Origin of the sequence: Halorubrum sp. Atlit-8R (assembly GCF_003666025.1) — an archaeon.
Classification (GTDB): Archaea; Halobacteriota; Halobacteria; order Halobacteriales; family Haloferacaceae; genus Halorubrum; species Halorubrum salinarum.
This window is the reverse complement of record NZ_QPLV01000004.1, coordinates 52,828-79,531: the sequence shown is the minus strand read 5'-3', so window position 1 is coordinate 79,531 and position 26,704 is coordinate 52,828. Positions and strand designations below refer to the sequence as shown.

At 72.0% G+C, this 26,704-nt stretch carries 25 protein-coding genes; 16 read left to right on the top strand and 9 right to left on the bottom strand.

The window, feature by feature from the left end; translation table 11 throughout:
- Window positions 1–73 precede the first annotated feature (73 nt).
- Window positions 74–649, bottom strand: coding sequence for a hypothetical protein (locus tag DVK05_RS11425; RefSeq protein WP_121563469.1), 576 nt, complete (start codon window positions 647–649; stop codon window positions 74–76).
- A gap of 274 nt (window positions 650–923) precedes the next feature.
- Here DVK05_RS11425 and DVK05_RS11420 point away from each other — a divergent pair, with 274 nt between their 5' ends.
- Window positions 924–1,799, top strand: a complete 876-nt coding sequence (locus tag DVK05_RS11420; RefSeq protein ID WP_121563468.1) for a hypothetical protein — start codon at window positions 924–926, stop codon at window positions 1,797–1,799.
- A gap of 138 nt (window positions 1,800–1,937) precedes the next feature.
- Here DVK05_RS11420 and DVK05_RS11415 read toward each other — a convergent pair whose 3' ends face one another.
- Window positions 1,938–2,468 carry a hypothetical protein gene (locus tag DVK05_RS11415; RefSeq protein WP_121563467.1) on the bottom strand — a complete coding sequence of 177 codons (531 nt, stop codon included), beginning with the start codon at window positions 2,466–2,468 and terminating at the stop codon, window positions 1,938–1,940.
- A 391-nt stretch (window positions 2,469–2,859) separates the two neighbouring features.
- Here DVK05_RS11415 and DVK05_RS11410 point away from each other — a divergent pair, with 391 nt between their 5' ends.
- The 10 genes from DVK05_RS11410 (at window position 2,860) to DVK05_RS11370 (ending at window position 14,424) form a co-directional block, all read left to right on the top strand.
- Window positions 2,860–4,326 carry a VWA domain-containing protein gene (locus tag DVK05_RS11410; protein ID WP_121563466.1) on the top strand — a complete coding sequence of 489 codons (1,467 nt, stop codon included), beginning with the start codon at window positions 2,860–2,862 and terminating at the stop codon, window positions 4,324–4,326.
- A gap of 122 nt (window positions 4,327–4,448) precedes the next feature.
- Complete coding sequence (locus DVK05_RS11405) at window positions 4,449–5,777, top strand: choice-of-anchor W domain-containing protein (RefSeq protein ID WP_121563465.1); 1,329 nt, start codon at window positions 4,449–4,451, stop codon at window positions 5,775–5,777.
- Window positions 5,778–5,916: 139 nt separating this feature from the next.
- Window positions 5,917–7,656, top strand: a complete 1,740-nt coding sequence (locus DVK05_RS11400) for a VWA domain-containing protein (protein ID WP_121563464.1) — start codon at window positions 5,917–5,919, stop codon at window positions 7,654–7,656.
- A gap of 136 nt (window positions 7,657–7,792) precedes the next feature.
- Window positions 7,793–9,502, top strand: coding sequence for a SipW-dependent-type signal peptide-containing protein (locus tag DVK05_RS11395; RefSeq protein ID WP_121563463.1), 1,710 nt, complete (start codon window positions 7,793–7,795; stop codon window positions 9,500–9,502).
- Between the two features lie 203 nt (window positions 9,503–9,705).
- Entirely contained in the window at window positions 9,706–10,488 is a 783-nt protein-coding gene (locus tag DVK05_RS11390; protein WP_121563462.1) for a hypothetical protein, read from the top strand.
- A complete protein-coding gene (locus tag DVK05_RS11385) occupies window positions 10,485–11,582 on the top strand; it encodes a hypothetical protein (protein ID WP_121563461.1) in 1,098 nt (365 codons plus the stop codon). Before DVK05_RS11390 ends, DVK05_RS11385 begins: the two co-directional genes overlap by 4 nt.
- Window positions 11,582–12,598: a signal peptidase I gene (locus tag DVK05_RS11380; RefSeq protein WP_121563789.1), complete on the top strand. Its 1,017-nt coding sequence runs from the start codon at window positions 11,582–11,584 to the stop codon at window positions 12,596–12,598. Before DVK05_RS11385 ends, DVK05_RS11380 begins: the two co-directional genes overlap by 1 nt.
- Window positions 12,595–13,374 (top strand): hypothetical protein, encoded by a 780-nt coding sequence (locus DVK05_RS11375; RefSeq protein ID WP_121563460.1) that lies wholly within the window; start codon window positions 12,595–12,597, stop codon window positions 13,372–13,374. Before DVK05_RS11380 ends, DVK05_RS11375 begins: the two co-directional genes overlap by 4 nt.
- Window positions 13,375–13,376: 2 nt before the next feature.
- A complete protein-coding gene (locus tag DVK05_RS17135; RefSeq protein WP_158598861.1) occupies window positions 13,377–13,538 on the top strand; it encodes a hypothetical protein in 162 nt (53 codons plus the stop codon).
- A gap of 88 nt (window positions 13,539–13,626) precedes the next feature.
- Window positions 13,627–14,424 (top strand): ZIP family metal transporter, encoded by a 798-nt coding sequence (locus DVK05_RS11370; RefSeq protein ID WP_121563459.1) that lies wholly within the window; start codon window positions 13,627–13,629, stop codon window positions 14,422–14,424.
- A 25-nt stretch (window positions 14,425–14,449) separates the two neighbouring features.
- Here DVK05_RS11370 and thiD read toward each other — a convergent pair whose 3' ends face one another.
- Window positions 14,450–15,292 (bottom strand): bifunctional hydroxymethylpyrimidine kinase/phosphomethylpyrimidine kinase, encoded by an 843-nt coding sequence (thiD, locus tag DVK05_RS11365; RefSeq protein WP_121563458.1) that lies wholly within the window; start codon window positions 15,290–15,292, stop codon window positions 14,450–14,452.
- 111 nt (window positions 15,293–15,403) lie between these two features.
- Here thiD and DVK05_RS11360 point away from each other — a divergent pair, with 111 nt between their 5' ends.
- The gene (locus DVK05_RS11360; RefSeq protein ID WP_121563457.1) at window positions 15,404–16,063 is read left to right on the top strand and encodes a DsbA family protein; all 660 of its coding nucleotides are present in this window, start codon (window positions 15,404–15,406) and stop codon (window positions 16,061–16,063) included.
- Window positions 16,064–16,106: 43 nt separating this feature from the next.
- Here the strand turns inward: DVK05_RS11360 and DVK05_RS11355 are convergent, their stop codons facing one another.
- The 4 genes from DVK05_RS11355 to DVK05_RS11340 form a co-directional block, all read right to left on the bottom strand.
- Complete coding sequence (locus DVK05_RS11355) at window positions 16,107–16,967, bottom strand: phosphatase PAP2 family protein (RefSeq protein WP_121563456.1); 861 nt, start codon at window positions 16,965–16,967, stop codon at window positions 16,107–16,109.
- Entirely contained in the window at window positions 16,964–18,829 is a 1,866-nt protein-coding gene (locus DVK05_RS11350; RefSeq protein ID WP_121563455.1) for an ABC transporter substrate-binding protein, read from the bottom strand. The genes DVK05_RS11355 and DVK05_RS11350 overlap by 4 nt, the downstream gene beginning before the upstream one ends.
- 107 nt (window positions 18,830–18,936) lie before the next feature.
- Entirely contained in the window at window positions 18,937–20,130 is a 1,194-nt protein-coding gene (locus tag DVK05_RS11345; RefSeq protein ID WP_121563454.1) for a hypothetical protein, read from the bottom strand.
- Between the two features lie 81 nt (window positions 20,131–20,211).
- On the bottom strand, window positions 20,212–20,514 hold the full coding sequence (locus DVK05_RS11340) for a hypothetical protein (RefSeq protein WP_121563453.1): 303 nt from the start codon (window positions 20,512–20,514) through the stop codon (window positions 20,212–20,214).
- A gap of 114 nt (window positions 20,515–20,628) precedes the next feature.
- On the opposite strand from DVK05_RS11340, the gene DVK05_RS11335 reads away from it, so the two are divergent.
- On the top strand, window positions 20,629–21,060 hold the full coding sequence (locus DVK05_RS11335; protein WP_121563452.1) for an HIT family protein: 432 nt from the start codon (window positions 20,629–20,631) through the stop codon (window positions 21,058–21,060).
- Between the two features lie 80 nt (window positions 21,061–21,140).
- Window positions 21,141–21,959, top strand: coding sequence for a ParA family protein (locus DVK05_RS11330; protein WP_121563451.1), 819 nt, complete (start codon window positions 21,141–21,143; stop codon window positions 21,957–21,959).
- A 24-nt stretch (window positions 21,960–21,983) separates the two neighbouring features.
- Here the strand turns inward: DVK05_RS11330 and DVK05_RS11325 are convergent, their stop codons facing one another.
- Window positions 21,984–22,505 (bottom strand): hypothetical protein, encoded by a 522-nt coding sequence (locus DVK05_RS11325; RefSeq protein ID WP_121563450.1) that lies wholly within the window; start codon window positions 22,503–22,505, stop codon window positions 21,984–21,986.
- Between the two features lie 163 nt (window positions 22,506–22,668).
- Here DVK05_RS11325 and DVK05_RS11320 point away from each other — a divergent pair, with 163 nt between their 5' ends.
- Window positions 22,669–23,673 carry a transcription initiation factor IIB family protein gene (locus tag DVK05_RS11320; RefSeq protein ID WP_121563449.1) on the top strand — a complete coding sequence of 335 codons (1,005 nt, stop codon included), beginning with the start codon at window positions 22,669–22,671 and terminating at the stop codon, window positions 23,671–23,673.
- Window positions 23,674–24,009: 336 nt separating this feature from the next.
- On the opposite strand, the gene DVK05_RS11315 is transcribed toward DVK05_RS11320, so the two are convergent.
- On the bottom strand, window positions 24,010–24,855 hold the full coding sequence (locus DVK05_RS11315; RefSeq protein WP_121563448.1) for a DUF6293 family protein: 846 nt from the start codon (window positions 24,853–24,855) through the stop codon (window positions 24,010–24,012).
- 128 nt (window positions 24,856–24,983) lie between these two features.
- Between DVK05_RS11315 and DVK05_RS11310 the strand changes: the two genes are divergently transcribed.
- Entirely contained in the window at window positions 24,984–26,633 is a 1,650-nt protein-coding gene (locus DVK05_RS11310; protein WP_121563447.1) for a GTPBP1 family GTP-binding protein, read from the top strand.
- Window positions 26,634–26,704: the final 71 nt, after the last annotated feature.

The following is a 26,704-nucleotide window of genomic DNA, read 5'->3' as shown; positions in this document are numbered from 1 at the left end:
CCCGCCGTGTGAGGCTAAAACCCTGCGGGTGTCCGCGCGGCCCCGCCGGTCGGGGCCGCTCGCCGGCGGCCGGTCATCCGACCCGGTTCCGCCTCGTTGAGGTGCGGTGGACGATCCCGGAGATGCCGAAGAGGACCGCGAAGAGGGCCGCGTACGTGTATCCGGAGACCGCGTCGAACGGGACGGTGCCGGCCCACGCCGCGCCGGCCAGCAGTCCGCACACGACCGCGAGCCCGACGTAGTACTCCCCCCAGAGGATCTCGTTTTCCGAGACGACCTCCAGGTACACCTCTAGCTGCCGGCTCTCCTCGGTGAGCGACACCAGCCCGCGGTCGGGCTCGTAGTCGATGAAGCCGCTTGCGGCCAGCTTCGGGAGGTGCGACTGGTGGAGCGCGGTGTACACGCGCTTGCGCTGTTTGTACGTGACCTCGTTGATCCCGACGTCGTTCTCCCAGGCCGCCAGCTGCTCGGCGATGTCGCGGACGCGCACCTCCGAGCCGTTCTTCTTCAGGTACTTGATGACGTTCCGCCGCCGCGCGTTACTCAGCGCGGTGAACACCTCGTCGCGCGAGGGACCGGCGTCGTCCTGCGGGGGATCGTCCTCCCCGTCGACGAGCGATGCCTCCGATCCAATGAGTTGTGGTGTCATGGCTCATTCATTTAATTGAGAACTAGATTCTCGGGAGGAGTCTTATCATTTTCGGTTAATAATAGTCTGTAGAGTCGTGAATCGGTGGCGCATCGATATCACGATTTTTAGCGCCCCGAAATGGCGCTGATACCGACCGGCGAAACGCTATTTCAGTCCACTTCCGCTTTAATCTCAGTATAGTATAATTTTTTGACTATTCCGGGCCCGAAATCGGGCACGACTGAGCGGTAGGCGGCCCATACATAGGTCGGTTCGCCGCCGTTCAGTGTGTATGAACGCGTCACGCGCCACGCTGTCGGCCAGACTCGGACGACCCGCCCGGACCGCCGTCGATCGCCTCCGGCAGCCCGAGTACACCGGCGAGAACCGTTGTCTCCCGTGTACGGTCGTCAACGTCGGGATCGCGGCGGTCGGCGCGGCGGCGGTGACCGCGGTCGGCGCGCCGGTCCTCGGCGCGGCCGGGTTCGGGGCCTCGCTCGCGGCGATCTGGCTGCGCGGCTACCTCGTCCCGGGGACGCCCGAGCTCACGAAGCGCTACCTGCCCGAGCGGGTCCTCGCGCTGTTCGGCAAGGCGCCCGGCGGGACGGGGCGCGGGAAGCGTCCGGCGGGCGACGTCGACCCGGAGGCGTACCTCCTCGACGCCGGCGTCCTCGTCGAGACGCCGGGGGGCGACGACTTCGCGTTCGCGCCCGACTTCGCCGCGGCGTGGCGGGCGGCGGTCGACGCCGACGCCGAGGGGGCGGCCGACGGCGACCTCGACGCGCTCGCGTCGCTCACCGGGGTCGACCGCGACGAGCTGGCGATCGACTGGTACGAGGGCGTCGGCTTCGCGTACGCGGGCAACGAGAAGATCGGCCACTGGGAGTCGCGCGCGGCGTTCCGGGCGGACGCCGCGGCCGACCGCGTGCTGACGGCGACCCGCGACGACTGGACCGACCTGCCGCTCGCGGACCAGAGCACCGTCCTCGGGGCCCTCCGGCTGTTCGTCGAGGAATGCCCCTCCTGCGCCGGGGACGTGGCGCTCGAAGAGCGGGTCGTCGAGTCCTGCTGTTCCAGCTACGACGTCGTCGCCGGACGGTGCGCGGGCTGTGACGCGCGGCTGTTCGAGCTTCGGCTGCCGCCGTCGCTCGCGGCCGCGAGCGAGTAGGAAAGCCAGGAAATCGAAGCGACGGAGGAGAACGAACCAACGGAGAAGAACTGAACCGACGGAAGAGAACTAAAGCGACGGAGGGGAATCGAAGGGAAGTGGTCGAAAATCTAGTAGGGGCTGTTTTTCAGAGCCGAGTCACCGCGGCCGCAGCTGTCGCAGCACCGAGAAGCGGTTGACCCACAGCTGGACGGCGCTCGCGGCGGCGAAGGCGCCGAGCGCGAGGCTGGTCCAGAGGACCGGGTCGACGGCCGACACGAGCGGGACGTCGAGGAGCGCGGCGAGCACGACGAGCAGCGACGCCACCGCGAGCGCGCGGTAGATCTCCGACCACGTCGCGCCGCCGGGCGCGAGGATCTCCGTGTAGAGCCGGACGTCTCGCGCGCGTCGCGAGAGCTCGATGGTCTGTGAGTCCCGGTCGTACGTGATGACGCCCGCGTCCGCCAGCTTCGGGAGGTGCGTCTGGACGAGCGACGTGTACACGCTCTCGCGACAGCGCTTCGGCGGCGGGCTCTCGCCGGTCTCGCGGCCCGCGACGAGCGTCGACAGCTCGTTGACCGAGACGGGCCCGCCGACGGACCTGAGCTGTTCGATCGCGCGCCGTCGGCGCTCGTTCGCGAGGATGGCGTACACCTGTTCGGCCGGAAGCACGTCGTTTCGGAGTTTCATGGGTGGGGATCCGGAGACCGCGCGCGGCGGCGTCCGAGGTCTGTCGCCTACTGCGTCAGACGGGGGTATATGTATGAACTCGCTACCCGGTGAGATCCCCCTTCGAGCGGCGGAAGTACGAGGTCCATGTCGGATTCGGGCCGACGAGTACGGTCCCCGTGCCGCGTTCCGAGGCGGCGGTACGAGGGCCATACCGGCAATATCGGCGGGAGTAGGGGCGCCGGACCGCCGGTCGAACGCTCCGTTTGACTCGGCGACTGAGACGTTCTATCACGTGGAATCGGTCGTTCGACGGTGACATGGGAGCGCGTAACTACGTCGGTATCCCTCGGAGGGGGAAGTAACCGATTCGGCTGTCCAGCGCGGACGGGGGCGGGTCGGGGGAGAAAGCATGAGCCAAGACACAAACGACAAAATCGGACTCTCGCGGCGCAAAGTCCTCGCCGGCCTCGGTGCCGTCGGCGTGGCCTCCGCGGGCGCTGGACTGGGAACCACGGCGTACTTCAACGACACCGAGTCGTTCGAGGGCAACACCCTCACCGCGGGCGAGCTGGACCTCAAGCTGGACTACAAGTCGACGTACCTCGGCGGCCCCGGCCGCCTGAGCGACGTCCAGGCCATGGGCTACCCGGACGCCGAGGACCTCGGCGACGGGCGCTACCTGCTCGGGCAGGCGCCCACGCCCGGTGACATGGAGGCGTGGGAGGACCTCGTTCAGGGCGAGGGTAGGGCGTTCGACTTCTGTTCGCCCGAGGCGGACCAGTTCCTCATCAACGGCGACGAGATCCCGGTGTTCACGCTCGACGACGTGAAGCCCGGCGACTCCGGCGAAGTCACCATCAGCGTTCACATCTGTGACAACCCCGCGTTCCTCTACCTCGCGGGCGAGCTGACCGAGAACGCTGAGAACGGTCAGAGCGAGCCCGAGATGGAGCAGGAGGGCGAGGACACCGACGGCATCGGCGAGCTCGCCGACGCCATCGAGGTCTGCGTCTGGTACGACGAAGACTGCGACAACGTCTACGAGCCCACGGGCACGGGCCAGCAGAACGAACTGGAAGTCGCTCTGGTGAGCGACGTCTCCGGTTCGATGGGCGGCAGCAAGCTCGCGGCGTTGAAGACGTCCGCGACGGGCTTCGTCGACAACCTCTCCTCGCCCGACGAGGCCGCCGCGATCTCGTTCGCATCGTCCGCGAGCCTCGACCAGGAACTGACGACCAACTACCAGGCCGTCAAGGACGCCATCAACGCGTACACCGCGGGCGGCGGCACCTCGATCGCGGCCGGCGTCAGCGCCGGTGAGAACGAACTGCTCAACGGGACCAACGCCACCCCGGGCGCCTCGAAGGTGATGATCGTCCTGAGCGACGGTCAGTCCAACGCCAGCGCGGCCATCGCGGCGGCCGACGCGGCCAAGGGGAACGGCATCCGCATCTTCACCATCGCGCTCGGCGCCGGCGCGGCGACGGGGCTGCTCGAGGATATCGCCACCTCGCCCGACGACGCCTTCGTCGCTCCCGACGCGGCCGACCTCGACACCGTCTACGCGGAGATCGCGCAGGTCGTCCTCGCGGGCGAACAGAAGATCTTCGAGGGGTCGATGGCCGACTTCTTCGGAAACTTCCTCGCCGACGGGCACGCGCTCGACGGCGACCGGCAGGAGGATGGCCGTCAGCCGTACCCCGGCGCGACCACCCAGTGTATCGGCTTCGAGTGGACGCTCCCGGCGGAGGTCGAAAACGAGATCCAGACGGACTCGGTCATGTTCGACATCGGCCTCTACGCCGAGCAGTCGCGCCACAACGACAACCCCCAGGTGACGTTCAACGGCACGGAGGCGAACAGCACCAGCGTGTAAGCGGCGAAACAACGCTGTCCTCCGGACGATGAGACACGTCCGGTTCCCGGCTCGGCGCCTTCGGGCGGCCGACGCGGCGGTTCGCGACCGCCGCCGGGAGTTCCCTTCGGGGATGATACACAATGAACGACGACACTATCGGACTTTCGCGGCGCAAGATGCTGGTCGGTCTCGGAGCGGTGGGCGTAGCCTCCGCCGGCGCGGGCCTCGGCACCACGGCGTATTTCAACGACACGGAGACGTTCGAGAACAACACGCTGACGGCGGGTTCGCTCGACTTATTCGTTGACTACGAGGCATCGTACGACAGCGACGGCGCGGTCGAAAACCTGGCCGACATGGCCGCCGGCACGCAGGACGGCGAGCCCGCCGGGATGTTCTACGACCTCGACGACGTCAAGCCCGGCGACTCGGGTCACGTGGAGTTCTGCTTCCGGATCGTGGACAACCCCTCGTACATGTGGGCGTGCGGTGACCTCTCGCAGGCCGAGAACGGCATGAACGAGCCCGAGATGGAGGTCGACATGACCCCCGGCCTCGGCGAGCTCGGCGAATCGATCGACGCGCGGCTCGTCTACTGCGAGCGCGTCGACGGTGAGATCGTCGAGGGCGAGGAGATCGTCTCCGGTTCGCTCGTCGACGTTATCGCGGCGATCACCGGCGGCGCGGCGCTCGACGGCATGGGCATGGCGGGCATGGTTCCCGGCGAGCAGGCGGAGTACGCCGACGTCGTCGAGCCCGACGACGGCGAGGCATACATCACCGGCCCGTGCGTCTGCCTCTTCTGGGAGATCCCGACGAGCGTCGGGAACGAGATCCAGTCCGACTCCCTGACGATGAACTTCGAGTTCCACGCGGTCCAGTCGCGCCACAACGACGGCACGGCGAACCCGTGCGTCCCGTCCATCACGACCCGGACCGGCGAGGGCTTCGCCAAGCAACAGGAGTTCGCCACCCAGCAGGAGACCTCCTTCGCCCGCGGCCGCTTCGGGAACAACGGCCCCTCGGGCTCGTGGGAAGTCGCGGTCGGCCCCGACGTCGGCAGCGCGACCACGGCGAACTACGTCTGGACGCCCGGGAACACCGTCCCGTTCAGCTACTCGTTCGACGGCAGCGGCAACGCCTCGTTCACCCTTGACGGCGTGAACGTCGCGAGCGGGATCCCCGCACCCAGCGGGAAGCTCGCGATCACGACGAAGGCCGACGAGGCGACCGTGTCGGTCGCGAACCTCGCGCTCGACCTCGACGGCACCGTCGTCACCCTCAACGGTCCCGACGCGATTTCGGCGTCCAACGACGGCTCCGGCCGCGAGGTCACCTACCTCGTGTTCGACACCGACGCGGCCGACGTCGCGAACGCGTTCACGATCACCGGCGACGTGACCGTGGACGTCCAGGGCGACTACTCCGGCAGCGACGAGGGCGTCGCGTTCGACATCAGCGTCGAATAAGCCCGGAACCGAACGCACGGCACCTACCCGGGTCTCCCGGGCGGTCCGTGACGCGTCCGACCGCGACGATCGCGGTCCCCCCACGTGGCGTACGACGGTTCGACTCCGTCGGTGGGGTTCCCCTCGGGGACTCACAATCATGGCAGACAAGAACTCAACCGACTCGATCGGGCTCTCGCGGCGCAAGGTCCTCGCCGGTCTCGGCGCGGTCGGCGTGGCGTCCGCGGGCGCGGGCCTCGGTACCACGGCGTATTTCAACGACACCGAGTCGTTCGAGGGGAACACCCTCACGGCGGGCCAGCTCGACCTGCTCGTCGACTGGCAACAGACCTACAACGGCCCCGCGGAGGGCCCGATGTACGCGCCCGCCGGCTACCCTTACATCAACGCGTACCCGGACAGCGACGGCGACGGGATTCAGGACGACGTACCCCAGTCGTTCGTCATCTGGGCGAAGCGCAACGGTTACGACCTGAACACCGCACAGGGAACGTCGGACGCCGTCGCGGACTTCAAAGACGCCTTCTTCGCCGACCTCGGTGAGGGACAGGATTGGGAGGCGCCGCTCATCTCCTTGGACGACGTGAAGCCCGGTGACACCGGAGAGGTGACGATGTCGCTACACTTCTTCAACAACCCGGCATACGTCCAGCTCACCGGCGCGAAGACCGACGAGAGCGAGAACGGTCTCACCGAGCCGGAGAGCGAAGTCGACGACACCGCGGACGCGGGCGAACTCGGTGACGCCGTCGACGTGCTCATCTGGAACGACGACGGCGACAACGTGTACGAGCCGCGCAACGGCCAGGACGTCGACGTCGTCGTCCTGTTCGACACCTCGTGTTCGATGGACTGGGCCGATTCGTCGGCCGGCTGCAACGCCAACCAGAACACCGCCGCCCCGGAAAAGTTCCCCCAAGCCCAGGCGGGCGCGAAGGCGCTGTTCGAGGAGCTGCTCGCCGAGCCGGACGTCTCCGGGCTCGGCCTGCCCGCCGACATGGTCCCGGACGCCAACGTTCGCGTCGCGCTCGTGGAGTACGGCAACAACACGGGCGTCAAGCAGCCGTTCACCCAGGACCTCGACGCGCTCCGCGACGAGATCGACGGCATGTCTCCCGGGAGCTCGACGTTCCTCCCGACCGCGCTGGAGGAGGCCATCGACCTGCTTGAGGGCAGCGAGGCGGACGAGAAGTGCGTCGTCGTCATCGGCGACGGCCAGCCACACGACGAGCCGAACAACGAGCCCGGCCCGAACTCGCCCGTCAGCCCGCTCGCCGGCGTCACCTACGACAGCTGGGGTGCGACCTACTCGGTCCAGCTGACCGAGTACCTCGAACAGACGGTCGGCGCGAACATCCTGACGGTCCACTACGAGGTCGACCCCGACGTGTCGCTCGCGCAGGGCATCGACACCGCGTTTGCGCAGGGCACCGCACCGGGCTACGACATCGGGACGGACGGCGAGATCGACACGATCGAGCTGTTCGAGATCATGGCGTCGCCCGTCAGCGGCGACATCGCCGACCTCTCGCGGTTCTCGTTCGCGGCCGACCGCGACCGGCTGGTCTGCGTCCTACACCGCATCGCGCACCTGTGCGCCGGCGAGGTCCCGCTGTTCGCGGGCTCGCTCAACGGCGCGCTCCAGGCGCTGGACGACGGCGTCCTGCTCGTCGGCAACCCGCGCGTCGAGGCCGACCCGGATATCGACGCACCCGTTCGCTCCGTGCTGGAGTGGTCCTGCACGTACTACATCGGGTTCGAGTGGTCGGTCGACGCGGCCGTCGGCAACGAGATCCAGACCGACTCGATCGAGTTCGAGCTGGGCGTGGCGGCCGAACAGGCCCGCCACAACGATACGCCGTTCGCGACGGCGCCGTAGATCGCGACGGCACGAAAGGCGAAGGCGGACGCGCCCGCGGTCAAGAGGGCGCGTATCTCCCCATACCGGACCCGCGCGGGCGGCCGGGACGACGGTTCGACTCCGTCGGTGGGACTCCCTTCGGGGAATCACAATCATGAGCGACAAGGAAAACATCGACACGATCGGACTCTCGCGGCGAACCGTTCTGGCCGGCCTCGGCGCGGTCGGTATCGCCTCGGCGGGCGCGGGCCTCGGCACCACGGCGTACTTCAACGACACCGAGTCGTTCGAGGGCAATCAGCTGACCGCCGGGCAGCTCGACCTGCTCGTCGACTGGCAACAGACCTACGACTTCGGCGAGGGTCACCAGTTCGTCAGCGCGCACCCGGACCACGACGGCGACGGCGAGCAGTCGATCGAGATCGACGGTACAGTCTACAAGTACAGCGACTTCCCGGACGAGGAGGACGAGGACAGCAACGGCGCGAACATCCCGGTGCTGGACTGCGAGACCATCCCGCCGCTCTCTGAGGCGGACTTCGGCACCGACCCCGTCACGGGCGAGGACATGGACACGCTGGTCAGGCTCACCGACGTGAAGCCCGGCGACTCCGGCGAGATCACCTTCTCGCTCCACCTCTGTGACAACCCCGGCTACATCTGGATGCAGGCGGGCAACATCTCCGAGTCCGGCGGCGCCGGCACCGAGCCGGAGCTCATCGTCGACCCGGACAACATGGGCGACCTCGGCGACGCGATCAACGCGCGGCTCTGGTACGACGAGGACTGCGACAACGTCTACGACGCCGCGCGGCCGGTCGACATCATGCTGACGCTCGACTTCTCGGGCTCGATGCTGTACAACCAGTACGGCGGCGTGGTCAGCAGCGACCCGATCACGATCAACGGGACGACCTACAACGAGACGACGAAGATCGACCTCGTCGAGCTCGGCACCCGGCAGTTCATCGACTTCCTCCAGAACGCGGGCGCTGACGCGCAGGTGGGCGTGGCGTACTTCGACGGCGAAGGCAGCAACGACACCCAGCCCCGGACCGGCATCCTCCAGCCCCTGACCAGCAATCTCTCGGACGTCGACACCGCGCTGTCGAACCTCCGGCAGAAGCTGGCGGACGTGGTGACCGGCGGCGAGCCCTCGACGCCCGGCGACGGCGACGGCAACCCCGACCCGTTCTCGAACGCGAGCGGCATCGCGACGGGCACCTACATCGGTGAGGGCGTCGACGACGCGCAGGGCGAGCTCGACGCGAACGGCCGCGCGAGCGCCGACAAGCGCAACATCGTCCTCTCGGACGGCCAGTCGTTCAACGGGACCGGCAGCACCCAGTTCTCCTCGCCCATCGACGCGGCCAACGACGCCCGCGCGGCGTCGCCGAGCCCCGCGACCGAGCTGTACACGATCAACGTGAACGGCAGCGCCAGCACGCTCCTCGCGATGGCCGGCCCCGCCGGCGGCGCGGGCGGCGACCCGGTGTTCTTCAACGACCTCGACGACCCGCTGAACATCCCGACGGTGTTCGGCAACCTCGCGGCGCAGGCCACGCAGGAGAAGGTCATCATGGACGACACCCTCGCGAACGTCCTCGCCGCGCTGGCGGACGGGAACGGCGTCCCGCTCGACGGCAACCGCTCGACGCTGTACGACGAGCTCAACGACGCCCCCGACGACGCGGACCGCGACGCGTTCCGCGGCGACGGCGTGATGCACTGCGTCGCGCTCTCGTGGGAGCTCCCCTTCGACGTGGGCAACGAGATCCAGGGCGACACGCTCGGCTTCGACCTGGGCTTCTACACCGAGCAGGAGCGCCACAACGACGGCGCCGGGCCGTCGGCGGCGGCCTGATCCGGCGGTTCGGACCCCGCCGCGGCGCCGTCGAGCGAGACCGACCGACGGGCGAGCGGATCGAGCGACCGCGGGCGGGTACGGTACCCATACCGTCAGGGTACGGAGCCCCGGCCGCACGGGTAGGACGCGCATACATACGAGCACAGTGAGAGTAGGGAGGGTATCGACGACACGGCCGTTCGGAGCCGCGACGACAGATAATGACACAGAAGGAATCAGGACTTACGCGGCGGGAGGCACTCGCGGGCGCCGGAGCCGTCGGCTTCGCCGCCCTCGGAGCCGCCTCCGGACGGCCGACGGGAACGGACAGCTGGGGTGAGTATACGGACTACACCTACGCGCAGACCGACCGGCCGTGGGACCTGCTCGTCGGCTGGCGGCGCACGGAGAACGGGACGGTCGTCGATTCGAGCCCGACCGACGCCGAAGACGACGTCGAGGCGGCCGGAATCCGTCTCGTCGACGTCGACAACGCCCTCCCGCACGACACCGGGACCGCGAGCGTGGGGCTCCGCTTGGAGGACCCCGCGGGCGCGGCGCCCGACGGCGTCCGGGTGTGGCTGAAGATAGCCCCCGGCCTCGACGGCGCGGACGCCGCGAGCCGCGCGCTCGCCGAGCGCATCCGGCTGGAGGTCCGGTACGACACCGGCCTCCTCGGCGTCGGGGCGTGCGCGGGCGCCGAGAGCGACTTCGCCGGCTACGGCGAGCTGATCGCCGCCGGCACGCTCGCGGAACTCAGCGCCGACCCGGTGGCGACGGGGATCGAACTCGATCCCACGCTGCTCGGGAACGGCTGTCTCACGACCGAGGAGCGCCGCTGTCTGACCTTCACCTGGGAGTTCGACGGCGAGGGCGGCAACGCCGGACAGGGCGGCGCCGTCGACTTCGACGTGCGGTTCGCCGCCGACGACTGCTCGGCCGAGGGGAACCCCTTCGCGATGAGCGACGTGAGCGACGGCAACGCCACCGAGGTGGGACAATGACCCCCGGAGGCGACGGTGGACGGCGCCCGAGCGGGCTGAGCCGCCGCCGGCTGCTCGCCGGGATCGGCGGCGTCGGCGCGGTCGGGATGGCGAGCGGGATCGGCACGGGCGCGTACCTCTCGGACCGCGAGACGTTCCCGAGCAACGTCTTCGGCGCCGGCGAGGTCGGGCTGACGGTCGACGGCGACCCCACGAGCGGGACCGTCACCGTCGGGCCGCTCGCGGTCGACCGGACGACGTTCGACGACCGCCCCGCCCCCGAGCGGTTCGAGGTAGGGGCGTCGGCGAACCCCGTGCGGGTGTGGCTCGCGACGGAGTGCCCGGACGGCGACCGGCTCGGGAACGCCCTGGAAGTCGAGATCGTCGTCGACGGCGCGTCGGTGACGGACGGCTACCGCCCCCTCGCGGCGGTCGAGCGCGACCTCGCGACCGGGGTGCGAATCGACGACGGCTGCCTCGACCCGGACGGCGGCCCGATCGTCGTCGAGGTCGCCCCGTACCTCCCGGCGGATTCGCCCGACGTGGGCGGGGAGGCGACGGACCTGACCTTCCGGCTCTACGCCGAGCAGTGCCGCCACGTCTCGGAGGAGCAGGCGAACGCGCCGGGGGCGAACCCCTTCGCGGGCGTCGTCTGCGAGCCGACGTGCGTCCCCTGCGAGGACGAGAACGGCGTCAAGGTCGGATCGCTCACGCTGCGGTACCTCGGTGACGACCCGGCGACCGTCGTCGTCGTCGCCACGGGCGGCGGCCGCGGCGGCGTGGGCGCCGGCGGGACGACGGTGTTCGACGCCGAGGTGGCGCCGAACGAGACCTTCGTGGTCGACGGGAGCGCCTCCCCGACCAACGGCGATCCGAACTGGATCGGCCCGAACATCCGCCTCGACGACGGCAGCGGAGCCGGCGGCGACAACGGAGGCGGAAGCAACGGGAACGGGAACGGCGGCAACGGTGGCGGTCAGGACCGCACGGGCGTCGACATCCACACGAGCTGTTCGGTTCCGCTCCGGGTCGGCGACGTCTACGGCGGGCTGTACGAGATCGTCGCGGCCGCGACCACGGACGGCGAGCCGCTGTGCGGCTCGGAGGCGAACTGATGACCAAACTACTCACATCACCACGGACGAAGCGCGCGGCGAACGTACTCGGGATCGTCCTGCTGATCGCGGTCGTCGCGCCGTTCGCGGTGTTCGCGGTCCCCGAGGTCGTCGGCGCCGACGAGAGCTTCGTGGTGCTCACGGCGAGCATGACGCCCGCCATCGCGCCGGGCGACGTGGTCATCGTCGCCGAGCGCGACCCGACCGCGATCGCCGAGGGCGACGTGATCACGTTCGTCCGCGGCACGAGCGACGTGCCGGTGACGCATCGGGTGATCGGCGTGAGCGGCGAGGGAGCGGCGCTCGCGTTCGAGACGATGGGCGACGCCAACGAGGGGCCGGATCCGGGGCTCGTCCCGGCCGGGAACCTCGTCGGCGTGGTGACGCTGACGATCCCGTGGATCGGCTACGTGATCCAGTTCGCGGGCACGCGCGCCGGGTTCGTCGCGCTGGTCATGCTCCCCTTCGGCCTGCTCGCGGCCACCGAGGTTTGGTCGATCGTCCGCGACCGCGGCGAGTCCGGAGGACAGGCCCCGGCGACCGTCGAGCCGGTCGAGTCGACCGACGGAGCGGGCGTCGAGGTAGCGGCCGCGACCGACGCCGAGCCCGCCTCGACGGCCGACGCCGCGGGCGGGTCCGGCGGCGTCTCGGTGGACGCGGTCGGGGGCGCGGCGGCGGTGCTGGCCGCGGTCACCCCGTACGCGGTCTACGTCGCGTTCGAGCTGCGCACCGCCGTCGCCATCGCGGTGGCGGTCGCGGCCGCGACGCTCCTGCTGGGCGCGCTCGCGGCGTGGATCCCGGCGAGCGGCGTCCTCGACCGGAGCGGTCCGAGCGCGGCGGAGACCGACGCGCCGGCCGCGGCCGCCGACGGCGGCGTGTCCGAGACCGACGGGGGCGCTGACGCGCCGGCGACCGACGCCGGCGAGCGCGAGGTCGACGCGGTCGACCACCCGGATCGGGAGATTCCAGCGACGACGCCGGCGCCGGCGGACGGCGCCGCGGAGGCGGACAGATGACCGCGAACCGCGGGCTCGTCGCGCTCGTCGCCCTCGCCGTGTTGGTGTGGGGCGTCGCGTTCGCCGGGGGGGCCACGATCGCGGTCCTCACCGCGAACGCCACCGTGACGACGACGTTCGAGACGCCAGACGAACTCCGGCAGATAGACGAGTCCGCCGGCGAGGGGTTCGCCGTCGCGGCCGTCGCGAACGGAACGACCGAGGTGAACGGAACCGCGCCGGCGGCGACCGCCACCGGACCGGGCGAGAACGTCTCGGCGCCCGCAGGCGGCAACGTCTCGGCGCCTCCCGACGGTAACGCCTCGGCACCGACCGACGGCAACGTCTCGGATCCCGCCGGTGAGAACGTCTCGGCGCCCGCAGACGGCAACGTCTCGGCACCGACCGAGGGCAACACGTCGAGCCCGAGCGAAACGGGACCGGCCACCGACGGCAACGCCTCGGCGCCCGAGGGTGACGGCGCTTCGGCGCCCGCCGACGGCAACACGTCGAGTCCGACCGAAACGGCACCGACCGCGGGCGGTAACGCCCCGGCGCCCGCGGACAGCGGCGAGTCGAGCCCGGGCGAAACGGCACCGACCGCGGGCGGTAACGCCCCGGCGCCCGCGGACAGCGGCGAGTCGAGCCCGGGCGAAACGGGAACGGAACCGTCGGAGACGGGCGAACCGTCGACGAACGAGTCGAGCGGCGCGGAGAACTCGACGGCGGTCTCGGCCCCGGCGAACGCGTTCGACGCCGATCTGCGGCCCGCGTCCGACCGGCCGAACGGGACGTGATCATGGACGCGCCGATCGGCTCGCAGCAGTCCGGAGAGGGGCGCGGGAGGAGTCCGTGCGCGCGGCGGTCGGCGCTCGGGATCAAGCTCACCGCGCTGCTGCTCTTCGTCGCGCTGCTGCTGCTGCTCGCGTTCCTCGTCGCCATGATCCGCGGCCTCGGGTGATCGGACCGGGCCCGGATGGCGACCGATTCCCGGATCGTGGGGGCGTCCCGCGGAATTATCACCGGGAGCGTCGTAGCCTCGCCAACGAATGGTCGCTATCGACGCCTACGCGTTCGTGTTCGTCGCCGGGCTGATCACGGCGCTGGCGACCGGGATCGGCGCGCTTCCGTTCTTCTTCTTCGAGACGATCAGCGACCGCGGGAACGTGGCGCTGTGGGGCTTCGCGTCGGGGATCATGCTCGCGGCGTCGCTGTTCGGCCTCGTCCAGGAGGGGCTCGCGGAGGGGACGGTCGTCGAGATCGGCGTCGGGATGCTGGCGGGGGTCGTCCTCGTCGTCATCGCCCACGAGGTGCTGCTGGACGCCGACATCGATCCGAGGGAGTACGCTGAGGCGGACTTCAAGAAGCTGATCCTGATCCTCGGCGTGCTGACGGTCCACAGCTTCCCCGAGGGGATCGCGGTCGGCGTCTCCTTCGCCGACCTCGGGCTCGAGGGCGGCACCGCGCTGTTCGGCTTCACCGTCCCGCTGTTGGCCGTGTTCATGACCGTCGCCATCTCGATCCACAACGTCCCCGAGGGGACGGCCATCTCGATCCCGCTGCGGTCGATGGGCGTCTCGAAGTGGAAGATGGTGTGGTGGTCGGTGTTCTCCAGCCTCCCGCAGCCGATCGGGGCGGTGATCGCGTTCGCGTTCGTGCGGTACGCCCGCGAGGTCCTCCCGTACGGCTTCGGCTTCGCGGCGGGCGCGATGATCTACCTCGTGCTCACCGAGTTCGTCCCCGAGGCGCTCGAAACGGGCGCCGACCTCCCGCGGGGCGGCAAGCCGGTCCTCGTCGGCGGGATCGCGCTCGGCGTCGCGCTGATGGTCCCGCTGGCGTACCTGTGATCGCCCGGGGCCGAGCGGGCGGCCCTCACTCAGCACCCAGCACGGTCGGGTTGACCGCGCCGGGCCCCTCGCCCACGTCGTAGCCGCGCCGGACCGCCTCGGTCATCCCCTCGACCGCGGCCTCGACCGCCTCGCGAACCGATTCGCCCCGCGCCAGCCGCGCCGCGATCGCGCTCGACAGCGCGCAGCCGGAGCCGTGCGTCGCCGCGGTGTCGACCCGCGGCGTCTCGAAGCGGTCGACCGCGGGACCGGACCCACCCTCGCCGTCGGCGCGGACGAGAGTGTCGACGACGGCGTCGTCCCCGCCGTCTCCGCCCGTCAGGTGTCCGCCCTTCACCAGCGCCGCGTCCGCGCCGAGCGCGACCAGCTCGCGCCCGGCCGCCTCGGCGTCGGCCGGCGTCTCGACCGGGTCGCCGGTCAGCACGGCGGCCTCGTCCGCGTTCGGCGTGACGAGCGTCGCGGCCGCGACCAGGTCCTCGTAGGCCGCCTCGGCCGCGGGCGAGAGCAGGCGGTCGCCGGTCGCCGCGACCATCACGGGGTCGACGACGAGGGGAACGTCGGCGTCCGCGACCGCCTCGGTCACCGTCTCGACGATCTCGGCGGTCGCGAGCATCCCCGTCTTGACCGCGCGCACGTCGAAGTCGTCGGCGACCGCCGCGTACTGGGCCGCGACGTGGTCGGCCGGGAGCGGGTTCACGTCCTCGACGCCGCGGGTGTTCTGGGCGGTCGTCGCCGTCACGACCGATGTCCCGAAGACGCCGTGAGCGGTCATCGCGGTCAGGTCGGCCTGGATCCCCGCGCCGCCGCCGCTGTCGCTGCCGGCGACCGTCAGCGCGACCGGGGGGTCGACCGGGTCGTACTCGGGCATACACGGTGGTACAACTTAGTGATATTAATTGGTAGTGATTCGGTCGCGCGCGCTCGGACGGCGCCTGCCGTCGCCGAACGACCTTTTCGGCTCCGCGGCGTACCGGCGGGCATGGCAACCGACTCCGACGCCGCGACCGGCGCCGACGAGCGCGAGTCGATCACCGTCTACTCCGACTACGTCTGTCCGTTCTGCTACCTCGGGCGGCGGTCGCTCTCGCGGTACCAGGAGACGCGCGAGGAGCCGCTCGCGATCGACTGGCACCCGTTCGACCTCCGCGCGGGACAGCGCGGGCCGGACGGCGAGATAGACCACGACGCCGACACCGGGAAAGACGACGAGTACTACGAGCAGGCCCGCGAGAACGTCCGGCGGCTCCAGGAGGAGTACGGCGCCGACGAGATGGAACTCGAACTCGCGACCGAGGTCGACTCGCTGCCCGCGCAGGTCGTCTCGGTCCGCGTGCGCGAGACCGCGCCGGACGCGTGGCTCGCGTTCGACGAGGCCGTCTTCGACGCGCTGTGGCTGGAGGGCCGGGACATCGGCGACCGCGACGTGCTCGCCGACATCGCGGCGGACGTCGACGGGCTCGACGCGGGCGTCGTCGACGAGGCGCTCGGCGACGACGACCTCCGCGAGCGCGTGACCGAGATGTTCGACGCCGCGCGGCGGCGGGGCGTCACCGGCGTCCCGACGTTCGCGTACGACGGCCACGCCGCCCGGGGCGCGGTCCCGCCGGAACAGCTCGAACGGCTCGTCGAGGGCGTCTGATCGGGGCGAGAGCGCCGCGCCGACGGGACGCCGAGACCGGCGGTCAGTCGTCCGCGCCGGCTTCGGACCGCTCCTCGGCCGCGTCGCGCCGCGACTCGACGGGGTCGCTCCGCGGGTCCACGAGCCGGTACGCGAGCGCGACGCAGCCGAACGCGAGCGCGAACCCGGCGACGACGTCGGTGAGCCAGTGGATCCCGAGGTACATCGTCGCGACGACGACCGACAGCGAGAGCGGGACCGCCAGCGGCGTCCACCGCGGGAACGCCTCGCGTGTCAGGACCGCGAACGTCCCCACGGTGACCGCCAGCGACGTGTGGAGCGACGGGAAGACGTTCGTGTTCACGTTCACCTCGCTCGCGAGGAGCATCACGTCGGGCTGGTTGGTGAAGAGGAGCGGCGTCACCATGTCGGGCATCACGTTCCGCGGGCCGTAGGCGAACACGAGCGTGTACAGCGCCAGCCCGATCCCGTAGTTGAGCGCGTAGGCGACGAGGAGCCGCCTGAGCGCCGTCGTCCGCGGGAGAGCGAGGTACGCGATCACCGGGAACGAGAGGAGGAAGGCGTAGCCGTACACGTACACCCACGAGAAGTACGCGGTCAGCGCGGGGGTCGCGAACGTCGCCTGGACCCACGCGACGAACCCGCCCTCCAGCGCGTAGATGAGCGCCGTCGCCTGAACGCCGAACAGTCTGGAGACGGCCTGGAGCGAGCCCCGGCCGACGGCGCTGGCGAGCAGCACCACGCAGAGGAGCGCGATCGCCCGACGGGCGTCCCAGATCCGGTCGCGGAGCCCGCGCGACGCCGCCCGGAGCCGGGCGGGACCGACCACCGCGAGCGACGCGGCGGCGAGCATCGCCCCGACCCACGCGACGACCGACGCGACGACCGAGAGGAACGGCGTCATTGGCCCCGGGAGAGCAGCCGCCCCTCGTCGTCGAAGCGATACCCGATCTCGCGGAACGCCTCGCGGGCGGCCGCGACGTCCAGCGACCCGTCGTCGTCGAAGAACGGGTGGACCGGGTCGCGCCCGTCGTCCCACGCGAGCGACGACGGAACCGCGTCGGGCGACGCCGCCAGCGGCGACGCGGCCGCCTTCGCGTACCCGTCGAACGCCTCGTCGACGAGCGCGGCCTTGTCGATCAGCCGGGCGACGACCGCCCGGAAGCGGGGGTTCGACAGCGGGCTCCGCCGCGTGTTGTAGCCGACGTGGTAGAACGCCGCCGACCGACCGCTCACGAGCCTGGCGGCGTCCGAGCGGCCGATTCGCGGGACGGACGCCGGGCCGAGGTTCGCGGCGGTCGCGTCCGCGAGCCCCTCGGCGACCGCCTCCACGGCCGAGATGTCCGACGGCAGCACCTCGACGCGGAGCCGGTCGAAGGCCGGCTTCCCGTGGTACCGCGGCGGGATCCCCGCGCGGGGGTCCGCCGTCTCGTCGTCGGCATCCGGCGCCGGGCGGACGAGGAAGTGGTCGGGGTTCCGCTCGAAGACGACCGACTCCTCCGCGGTCGCCTCGACGAAGCGGAGCGGACCGCTCCCGACCGGGTCGGGGTTGTTCGAGACCACCGCCTCCGTCGTCTCGAAGTCGAACTCGAAGCCGGCGATCGTCGCCGCCTCGGTCCGGTCGGCCCAGACGTGTTCCGGGAGGACCGGCACCTGAAGCGCCCGGGCGGCGACCCGGTCGTTGACGTCGGGCAGCGTGAGCCGGACGGTCGCGTCGTCGAGGGCGCGCTCGTCCTCGACGAGGGAGCTCCGGCCGCGGAACCGCGGCGTCGGCACCGATGTCTCGACGCTCCCCAGCGAGGTGTCGCGGAGGAACCGGTAGGTGAACGCGACGTCGTCCGCCGTCACGGGCTCGCCGTCGTGCCACCGGGCGTCGCGGAGCGTGACGTCGACGGCGGTCGCGTCGACCCGCTCCCAGTCGGCCGCCAGCCACGGGACGATCGACCCCTCGTCCGCGCGGACGAGCGGGTCGTACAGGAGCCCGGTGAACGTGCCGTGCCGCCGGAACTCGGCCGCGATCGGGTTCCAGTTCTGCGTGATCCGGTCGTCGGTCGTCACGAGCCGGAGCACGCGCTCGGACTCGTCGGCGTCCGCGGCCGTCGCGTTGCCGCCGCTCGCGTCGCCGTCGCCGGCCGATTCGTCCTCCGTGGGCGCGCGGTCGAGGCCGAGCAGTCCGGAGACCGACACCGGCTGGCGGTCCTCCGTCCAGCCCTCGAAGCGGTTCTCCTGGACGGCGGTGAGGGCGTCGGGGAACGCGACGACGGAGAACGGCTGGAGGTCACACACCGTCTCCTGGAGCGCGGCGACGGCGTCGCTCCGTTCGCCGGCGGTCGCTCGGCGCTGTCGCTCCAGCAGGTCGTCGACCGCGATCTCCGTGAGCCCGAACGGGTTCTGCCACCCCGGCTCCGCGACGAACCGCGAGTGGGTCAGCCCGTACAGCGCGTCCGGGTCGAACGGGTCCGTCTCCACGAACTGCCCGACGTAGACGTCGAAGTTCTGGTTTATCAGCACCTTCCGCCAGAGGTCGGTCTGTCCGACGGTGTTGAGTCGGACGTCGACGCCGACGGCGGTCAGGTGCTCCTCGAGCTGTCTCGCGATGCGAATGCCGTTCGGGTCCGCGTCCGCGGGCGTGGTGTTGATCTCTAAGGTCAGCTGCGAGTGGGGGTCCCGTCCGGCGATGTTCTCCGTGCGACCGAGACAGCCGGCGCTGGCGGCCGCGAGGCCGAGTCCGGCGAGCGCGGCTCGTCGGCTGATCGGTCGCGCCATCGGTTCGTCTCCCCCTGTTTTCCGCCACCGGATATATCTCTTCTGTGCTGTCGGCGCGCCGAGAGGTCGCGTCGGGGGCGCTCTCGCCGCGAGCGTCCGTGACGCGCTCAGATCAGGTCCGCCAGCGGGAGCGCCAGGCCGACGGCCCACGCCAGCAGCCCGGCGACGGCGACGGGTCGGTCGGCCGTCGCCCGCCCGATGGCGACCACGGCGAGCGCGGCCAGCAGCGCCACCCGGTGGAGGATGAGGTCGGGGGGAACGGTCACCCCGAGCGCCGCGAAGTCGGCGAGGAAGCCGGCGCCGAGGCCGACAACGACGGCCGCGGCGGCGGCCGCCGGGTCGGACCGCGGCGCGCGCCGAGCGACCAGGGCGGGCAGCCCGGCCGCGAGGACGAGGTACAGCGGGGCCGCGATGGCCTTCGGCGACACGGCCGGGAACGCCGTCTCCAGCGCCACGCCCGCGACGCGGACGCCGACGAGGACGGCGCCGAGCGCCAGCCCGAGCGTCGCGGCCGCGGCGTGTCGCCGCGCGTCGGTCCGCAGCCGGCCGAGGAGGTCGACGGCCGCCTCGCGGGTGCGCCGGCGGAGCAGCGCCCCGGCGAGCGCCGCGGTCGCCGCCAGCTCGATCACGGAGAGCCAGCCGTCGCTGCGCCCGCCGTCGATGCCGCGGTACTCGCGGCGCACGTCGGTCGCGCGGCCCGACTCGATGAAGTCGTCCTCCAGCCGCGTCGCGGGCGCGTCGATGTCGGGGACCGTGTGGCGGAGCCGGAACCAGTCGTAGTACTCCTCGTGGGCCTGGATCGCCGTGTAGGCGCCGTCGGGCGACTCGTACGCGCGGAGGTGGTCGCGGACGCCGAGGTACCGCCCGTCGTGGAGCTCGAACGTCTCGGCGAGCCACGCGCCGCCGTCCGGGCCCTCGACGTAGGAGTAGCGGAGCGAGCTGCGGGCGTCCCGCCAGTCGCGCCCGACGACCTCGCGGAGCTGGTCGTCGTCGCCGGCGGTCGCCGCGGCCTCGTCCGGGGGCGTCGCCTCCCAGTCGGTGCCCGGGTCGCCCTCGATGGCGGCCCGGGTCGCCTCGGCGTCGGCGTGGAAGACGACGTTGATCGCGAGGGTCCGCCCCTCGACCGTCCGGCTCCGGCTCGTGTACGGCCAGAGCCGGTAGTCGCCGTCGACCTCGATGAGCCGGTCGTCCGCGACGTCGTCCGCCCGCGGCTCATCGGCGACGCCCGCGAAGGCCCCGGAGAGGGCGAGCCCGACCCCGACGACAGCGAGGAGCGCGACGACCGCGCCGACCCGGTTCATGCGCCGCTCCACGGCGCCGGGGAACAAACCCCTTCGGGTGGGACGCGGCGCGACGGCCGGGCGTCCCGCCGGTCCCGGCGCTCACCACGTCTCGACGAACCCGTCGCGGACGTCCTCCGCGCAGCCCTCGCAGTCGGGGTGCCCGGACTCGAAGCAGGCGGGACGCCCCTCGTCGTCGACCGGCACGGTCCGGCGCTCGGCGTGGCGGCGGCAGACGATGCGGGCGCGCCCGGCGTCGTCGGTCGGGAGGTCGAACCGCGCCGCGGCGGCCGCGCTGCCCTCCGGGTCGTCGCGCCCCTCGGCGTAGGCGCGTTTGGCCTCCTCGAACTGCTTGCCCGCCTTCCGGAGCTGCTGGCGGATGACGCGTTCGAGCCGGTCGTCCATACCGCCCGTTTCGGCGCGGCGGATATAGGTCCGTTGGCGGCGCGGAGCGGGTGGACCGCCCCACGCCCGCCGCCGCGGGAAACCTTGATGAGAGCGCCGAGCGATCGGTCGGTCATGTCCGACGACTGTATCTTCTGTTCGATCGTCGCCGGCGACATCCCGGCGCGGACCGTCCACGAGACCGACTCGGTGCTGGCGTTCCTCGACGCGAACCCGCTCGCGCGCGGCCACACGCTGGTGATCCCCAAGTCGCACGCCCAGCACGTCGGCGACCTCGACGCCGACCTCGCGAGCGACCTGTTCGACGCGGTCGCGGCGCTCACGCCCCGGATCGAGGAGGCGGTCGACGCCGACGGCGCCAACGTCGGCGTCAACGACGGCGAGGCGGCCGGCCAGGAGGTCCCGCACGTCCACATCCACGTCGTCCCCCGGTTCGAGGGCGACGGCGGCGCGCCGATCCACGCGGTCGCCGGCGCCCGGCCCGACCTCTCGGACGACGAGCTCGACGCAGTCGCCGACGAGGTCGCGGCCGCGATAGCGGAGTGAGGGGACGAGCCGGGGCGCGGTTCGCCGGACCGCGGCCCGGCTTCGCGATTTTTACAAGCGACCTCCGGCGAGGCCGGCGTATGAACGCGACGACGCTCGCGCTGGTCGGGGCGACCGGCGGCGCGGGGACGACGCGGACCGCTGTCGAGCTGGCGGCGATGGGCGCGCGCGACGGGGCCGAGGTCGCGGTCGTCGACGCCGCGTTCACCACGCAGGGGCTCTCAGAGTACGTGACCGGGCGGATCGACCCCGACCTCACCGCGCTCCTCACCGACGACCCGGACGCGGCGCTGTCGGCGGCGGCGTACCCGATCGCCGGCGCCGGTTCGGGCGCCGGGCGTCCCGGGGTCGGCGACTCCGGCGGCGGCGAGGGGGACGCGACGGACCTCCCCGGGCGCGTCGACGCGGTGCCGGCGCGGGCCCCCTTCGAGCGGGTCGCGCGGGCGAAGACGGCGGAGGCGGCCCGGAAGCTGGAGCGGCGGATCGACGAGGCGGCGACGACGTACGACGCGGTGGTCGTCGACGCCGCCCCGGTCGGGTCGAACGAGGCCGTCGCGGCCGCGACGACCGCCGACCGCGCGGTCGCGGTCAGGCCGGCGACGGCCCACGGGCGCGACGCGGCCCAGCGGCTCCGCGGGCGCGTCGCCGACGTGGGCGGGGGACTCGACGCGACGCTCGCCGTCAAACGGGCGGGCTCCGGGGACGGCGAGGACGACGGGAGCGAGTCCGGCGTCGTCCGCGTGCCGGCGACCGACCCGGACGTGGCGGCCGCGCCGACGGCGGCGACTGGGGACGGCGCGTACGCGCGAGCGATCGCGACCGCCTACGAGGCGGCGTTCGACGCGTCGCTCGGCGTGGAGTTCCCGGAGCCGGGGCTCGTCGAGCGGTTCACGCCCTGAGACGAGTTGAGGAAGAGCCGCGGTTCAGCGGAGCCCGTCGGTGGAGCCGAGCGCGTCGCCGAGGGGGTCGTCGGCGCCGAGGCCGTCGCCGAGCGGCGCCGACCCGGCGACCTGCGCGTCGACCGCCTCCGCGAGGGGCTCGACGGGGTCGTGGGTCTCGACGTACGTCGCCAGCGCGAAGTCCGCCTCGTCGCCGCCGGCGAGTTCGACGGCCTCGCTGCGCGAGGTCCGGCCGGCGAGCCAGTCGCGGACCACGTCGCGCCCGGTCGGCGAGAGCGGACAGACCCCGGCGACGCCGCACCGGTGGAGCGCCTTCGCGGCGGTCATCGGGGAGACGCCCGCCTCGCGGGCCGCGTCGCCGACGCTCCGGCCGGCGGTGTAGGTGTCGACGAGCGTGGCGGTCGCCTCGGGCGTACACGGGAGCACGTCGGCGTGGGCCGACAGGCGGTCGACGAGCGGCGTCTCCGTGTCGTCCGCGAGGGCCACGCCCCGATCGCGCTGGCGGGAGGTGACCTCGACCCCCGCCGCGATCTCCGACAGCGTCATGCGAGGCGATGGCGCGGGCGGCGGGTTAAAACCACCGTACTGCGGCGGCGTCGGCCGCGTGATCACCGACCGGTTACCGGTCGGTTCGGCGGCGCCGATCCGGCCGATCGACCGCCGATTCGCCCGGGTTTAAGTAAGGCATCGGGCCGGAGTTCGACGTGTGATGAGTGACGCACGCTCCACCCGCGTTCGTTCGCCCCGGACCGAGACCGACGACGCCGCGACGACGGACCGCGCGGCGACCGCCGACCGCGCCGCCGTCGCGGAGCGGAGCCCGACCGGCGACGAGAGCCGGACAGCCGACGAGGCCGGCGACCGCGAGACGTGCCCGGAGTGCGGCGGCCGCACGCGCGTCGAGGACGCGGAGCGCGTCTGCGCCGACTGCGGGCTGGTCGTCGAGGCCGACCGGATCGACCACGGCCCCGAGTGGCGGTCGTTCGACGACGAGGACACGGACCCGAAGCGCACCGGCGCGCCGCTGACGCGGTCGCGGCACGACCGCGGCCTCTCGACGGAGATCGGTCGGTCGACGAAGGTGAAGGGGCGCAAGCGCCGGCGGCTCGCCCGGATGCGGACCCAGCACAACCGCGCGCAGATCTCGACGAAACGCGACCGCAACAAGGTGTACGCCTACACCGAGATCCGCCGGCTCACCGGCGTCTTGGAGCTGCCCGACAGCGTCCGCGACAGCGCCTGCGCGCTGTTCGACTCCGCGCAGGAGGAGAGCCTGCTCCGCGGGCGCTCGCTGGAGGGGTTCGCCGCGGCCTGCGTCTACGTCGCCTGCCGCACCGCCGACGTGGCCCGGACGGTCGGCGAGGTGTGCGCCGAGGCGAAGGCGACGGAGGACGAACACCAGGCGGCCTTCGACGCGATGAACCGCGAGCTCGGCCTCCCCATCGCGCCGAGCGGCCCCGCGGAGTACCTCCCGCGGTTCGCCAGCGACCTCGGCTGCGACCCGGCCGTCGAGCGCCGCGCCGGCGAGCTGGCCGAGCGCGCCGTCGAGGAGGGGATCGCGAACGGCCGCAACCCGGTCGGCGTCGCGGCCGCCTGCCTCTACACCGCGGCCCGCGAGCTCGACGCCGAGTGTACCCAGCAGGAGGCCGCCGACGCGGCCGGCGTGACGCCGGTGACCGTCCGGCGGACGTACGTCGACCTGACGGAGGACTGAGGACGCGGCGGAGAACGGCGACGGCGGCGCCGTCGCCTCGTGACGACCCGTCGGACGGCCGCGGCGGCGTCAGCGGGGACCGTCGCCGACCGGAGGCCGGCGGCGACCGGCCGCTGTCGGTTGGGGGCGGCGACCGACCGCTGATAGCGGACAGGCGGTGTGGAGGGCAGGGAGGGCGCCCCGACCGCCCGGCGGGCGTCACGCATCTGTATCGAAGTGCGGGGGATAATTCTACGTTAGCCGTCGACAGTACGGACAGACCGAACAGCGCGTTCGAATCGGACCGGTCGCGTCGTGCGTGTCGAAGTCACCGTTCGGCGAGCGAGCGCGGCCCCGTCAGCCGCCGATCTTGTGTTTGAACGCGAAGAAGACGCGGCGACCGATCTCGGTGAGCCGGACGGTGTCGGACCGGCCGATGTCCTCCAGCTCGACGTAGCCGCGCTCGCGCAGCGGCGAGAGCACGTGCGTCTCCAGCGCGCGGTACTTCGCGGTCCGGCTCTCGCCGGCCTCGCGCAGGAACGTGAGGTCGCGCTCGCGCGCCCACTCGATCAGGTTCCACTTGTCGGTGGTCAGGTTCTCCTCGGCGCGCTCGTGGAGCCGGCCGAGGACGGCCACCTGATCGGTGGTGGGCGCGTCCATCGGGTAGATAGGGAGGTCGACGGTGCGGGCGACCCCCTCGGTGAGCGGCTCCTCGCGCCGGTCGTGCCGGTGGCGCTCGGGCTCGACGCTGTACGGGCGCGCGCCGACGATCATACACGCCAGCGCGACGCCGACCGCGGCGATCCGCGGGCCGGTCGAGACGTTCCCGAAGAGGCGGTCGCCGTCCTCGGCGCCCGCGCGGTGGCGGGCGGCGACCGTCGTCGTCACGCCGAGCACGTCGTACACGTCGGCGAGCGCGACGGGGATCGGTCGGACCTCCGCGAACTCGGCGGCGGCCGTCCACGCCTCGCGCTGGTAGTCGGTGAGTTCGTCGGGGTCGACGCGCGCGTCCGCGGGGTCGGCGGCGCCGGCCGCGTCGAAGTCCACGTCGCCGCGGTCCCCGTCGCGGTCGGGGGCGTCGACGAGGAGGTAGGCGACGTCGGCGCCGTGGCGCCGGAGGGGTTCGACGATCCGGTCGCGCTCGTAGCCGAGCGGGACCACGTGGACGCGGCGTTCGGCGACGCTGGGGACCGAGGTGTCCATACCGTCGTTGTCCGCGGCGGTCGGTTAAATAGCTCGCCGGAGCGCTCCCGACCGATTGGGGCCGATCACGTGTCGTGGGGGCACGTACCACGAAAACCGTTAAGCCCGGCCCTCGCCTACGAGCGGACATGAGCGCTGACCGGTCCGCCCTCAGGCGGGCCATCGAGCGCGGCGAGCGGGACGGCGGCGCGATCGAGTTCAAGGAGCGGCTGACGCGGGAGGTCCACCTCGCGGACGGGCGCATGGAGTCGCTCGTGGCCCAGCTCCGCCACCGCGTCCTCTCCGGGGACGGCGAGGCGACCTACGTCCTCGGCGTGACCGACGACGGGGGGCTCGCCGGGATCTCCCCGGAGGCCTTCTCCGAGACGATGGACGTGCTCTCCCTCCTGGCCGACGAGGCGGACGCCCACATCGCCGACGCCGAGACGTGGAGCGCCGGCGACGGCGGCGACGGCGACGAGGCGGGGCTCGTCGGCCTCGCGACGCTCCGCGACGGCGGCGTGTTCGAGGCCGACGAGGACCACCTCGTGGTCGGCACCGCGGGCCACGTCGACCACGGGAAGTCGACGCTGGTCGGCACGCTCGTCACCGGGCGCGCCGACGACGGCGAGGGCGGGACGCGCGGCTTCCTCGACGTCCAGCCCCACGAGGTCGAGCGCGGCCTCTCGGCGGACCTCTCGTACGCCGTGTACGGGTTCGCCGACGACGCCGACGAGCCGGTGCGGATGGACAACCCCCACCGGAAGGCCGACCGCGCGGGCGTCGTCGAGGCCGCCGACCGGCTCGTCTCCTTCGTCGACACCGTCGGCCACGAGCCGTGGCTGCGGACGACGATCCGCGGGCTGGTGGGGCAGAAGCTCGACTACGGGCTCTTAGTCGTCGCCGCCGACGACGGCCCGACGAAGACGACCCGCGAGCACCTCGGGATCCTCCTCGCCACCGAGCTGCCGACCGTCGTCGCGGTCACGAAGGCGGACGCCGTGAGCGAGGACCGGCTCGCCGAGGTGGAGCGCGAGGTCGAGTCGATGCTGCGCGACGCCGGGCAGACGCCGCTGCTCGTCGGCCGGCACGGGGTCGACACCGCGGTCGCGGAGGTGGGCGACGGCGTCGTCCCACTGCTGCGGACCAGCGCGGTGACGAAGGACGGGATCGAGACGCTCGACCGCCTGTTCGAGCGGCTCCCGAAGCGGGCGACGCCCGACCGCGAGACGTTCCGGATGTACGTCGACCGCAGCTACAAGGTGACGGGCGTGGGCGCGGTGGCGTCGGGCACGGTGAACTCGGGGACCGTCGAGACCGGCGACGAGCTCCTGCTCGGCCCCATGCCGGACGGCTCCTTCCGCGAGGTCGAGGCGCGGTCGATCGAGATGCACTACCACCGGGTCGACAAGGCGACCGCCGGGCGGATCGTCGGCATCGCGCTGAAGGGCGTCGACGAGGACGAGATCGAGCGCGGGATGGCCCTAGTCCCCCGCGACGCCGAGCCGGACCCGGTCCGCGAGTTCGACGCCGAGGTGATGGTGCTCAACCACCCGACCCGGATCCAGGAGGGGTACGAGCCCGTGGTCCACCTCGAGACCGTCTCCGAGGCGGCGGCGTTCTTCCCGGAGGAGGGCCGGCTGCTCCCGGGGGACACGGGCGAGGCGCGCGTCCGCTTCAAGTTCCGCCCGTACCTGATCGAGGAGGGGCAGCGGTTCGTCTTCCGCGAGGGGTCGAGCAAGGGGGTCGGGACCGTGACGGACACCGGCGGCGACGGGCCGTCGTCGGGCGGGCGCTGACCGGTCGCCGGCGCGCTGCGCGCGAGGGTCGAACGCTCCGACCGAGGCGTTCGACCGCGGACAGACCGGTA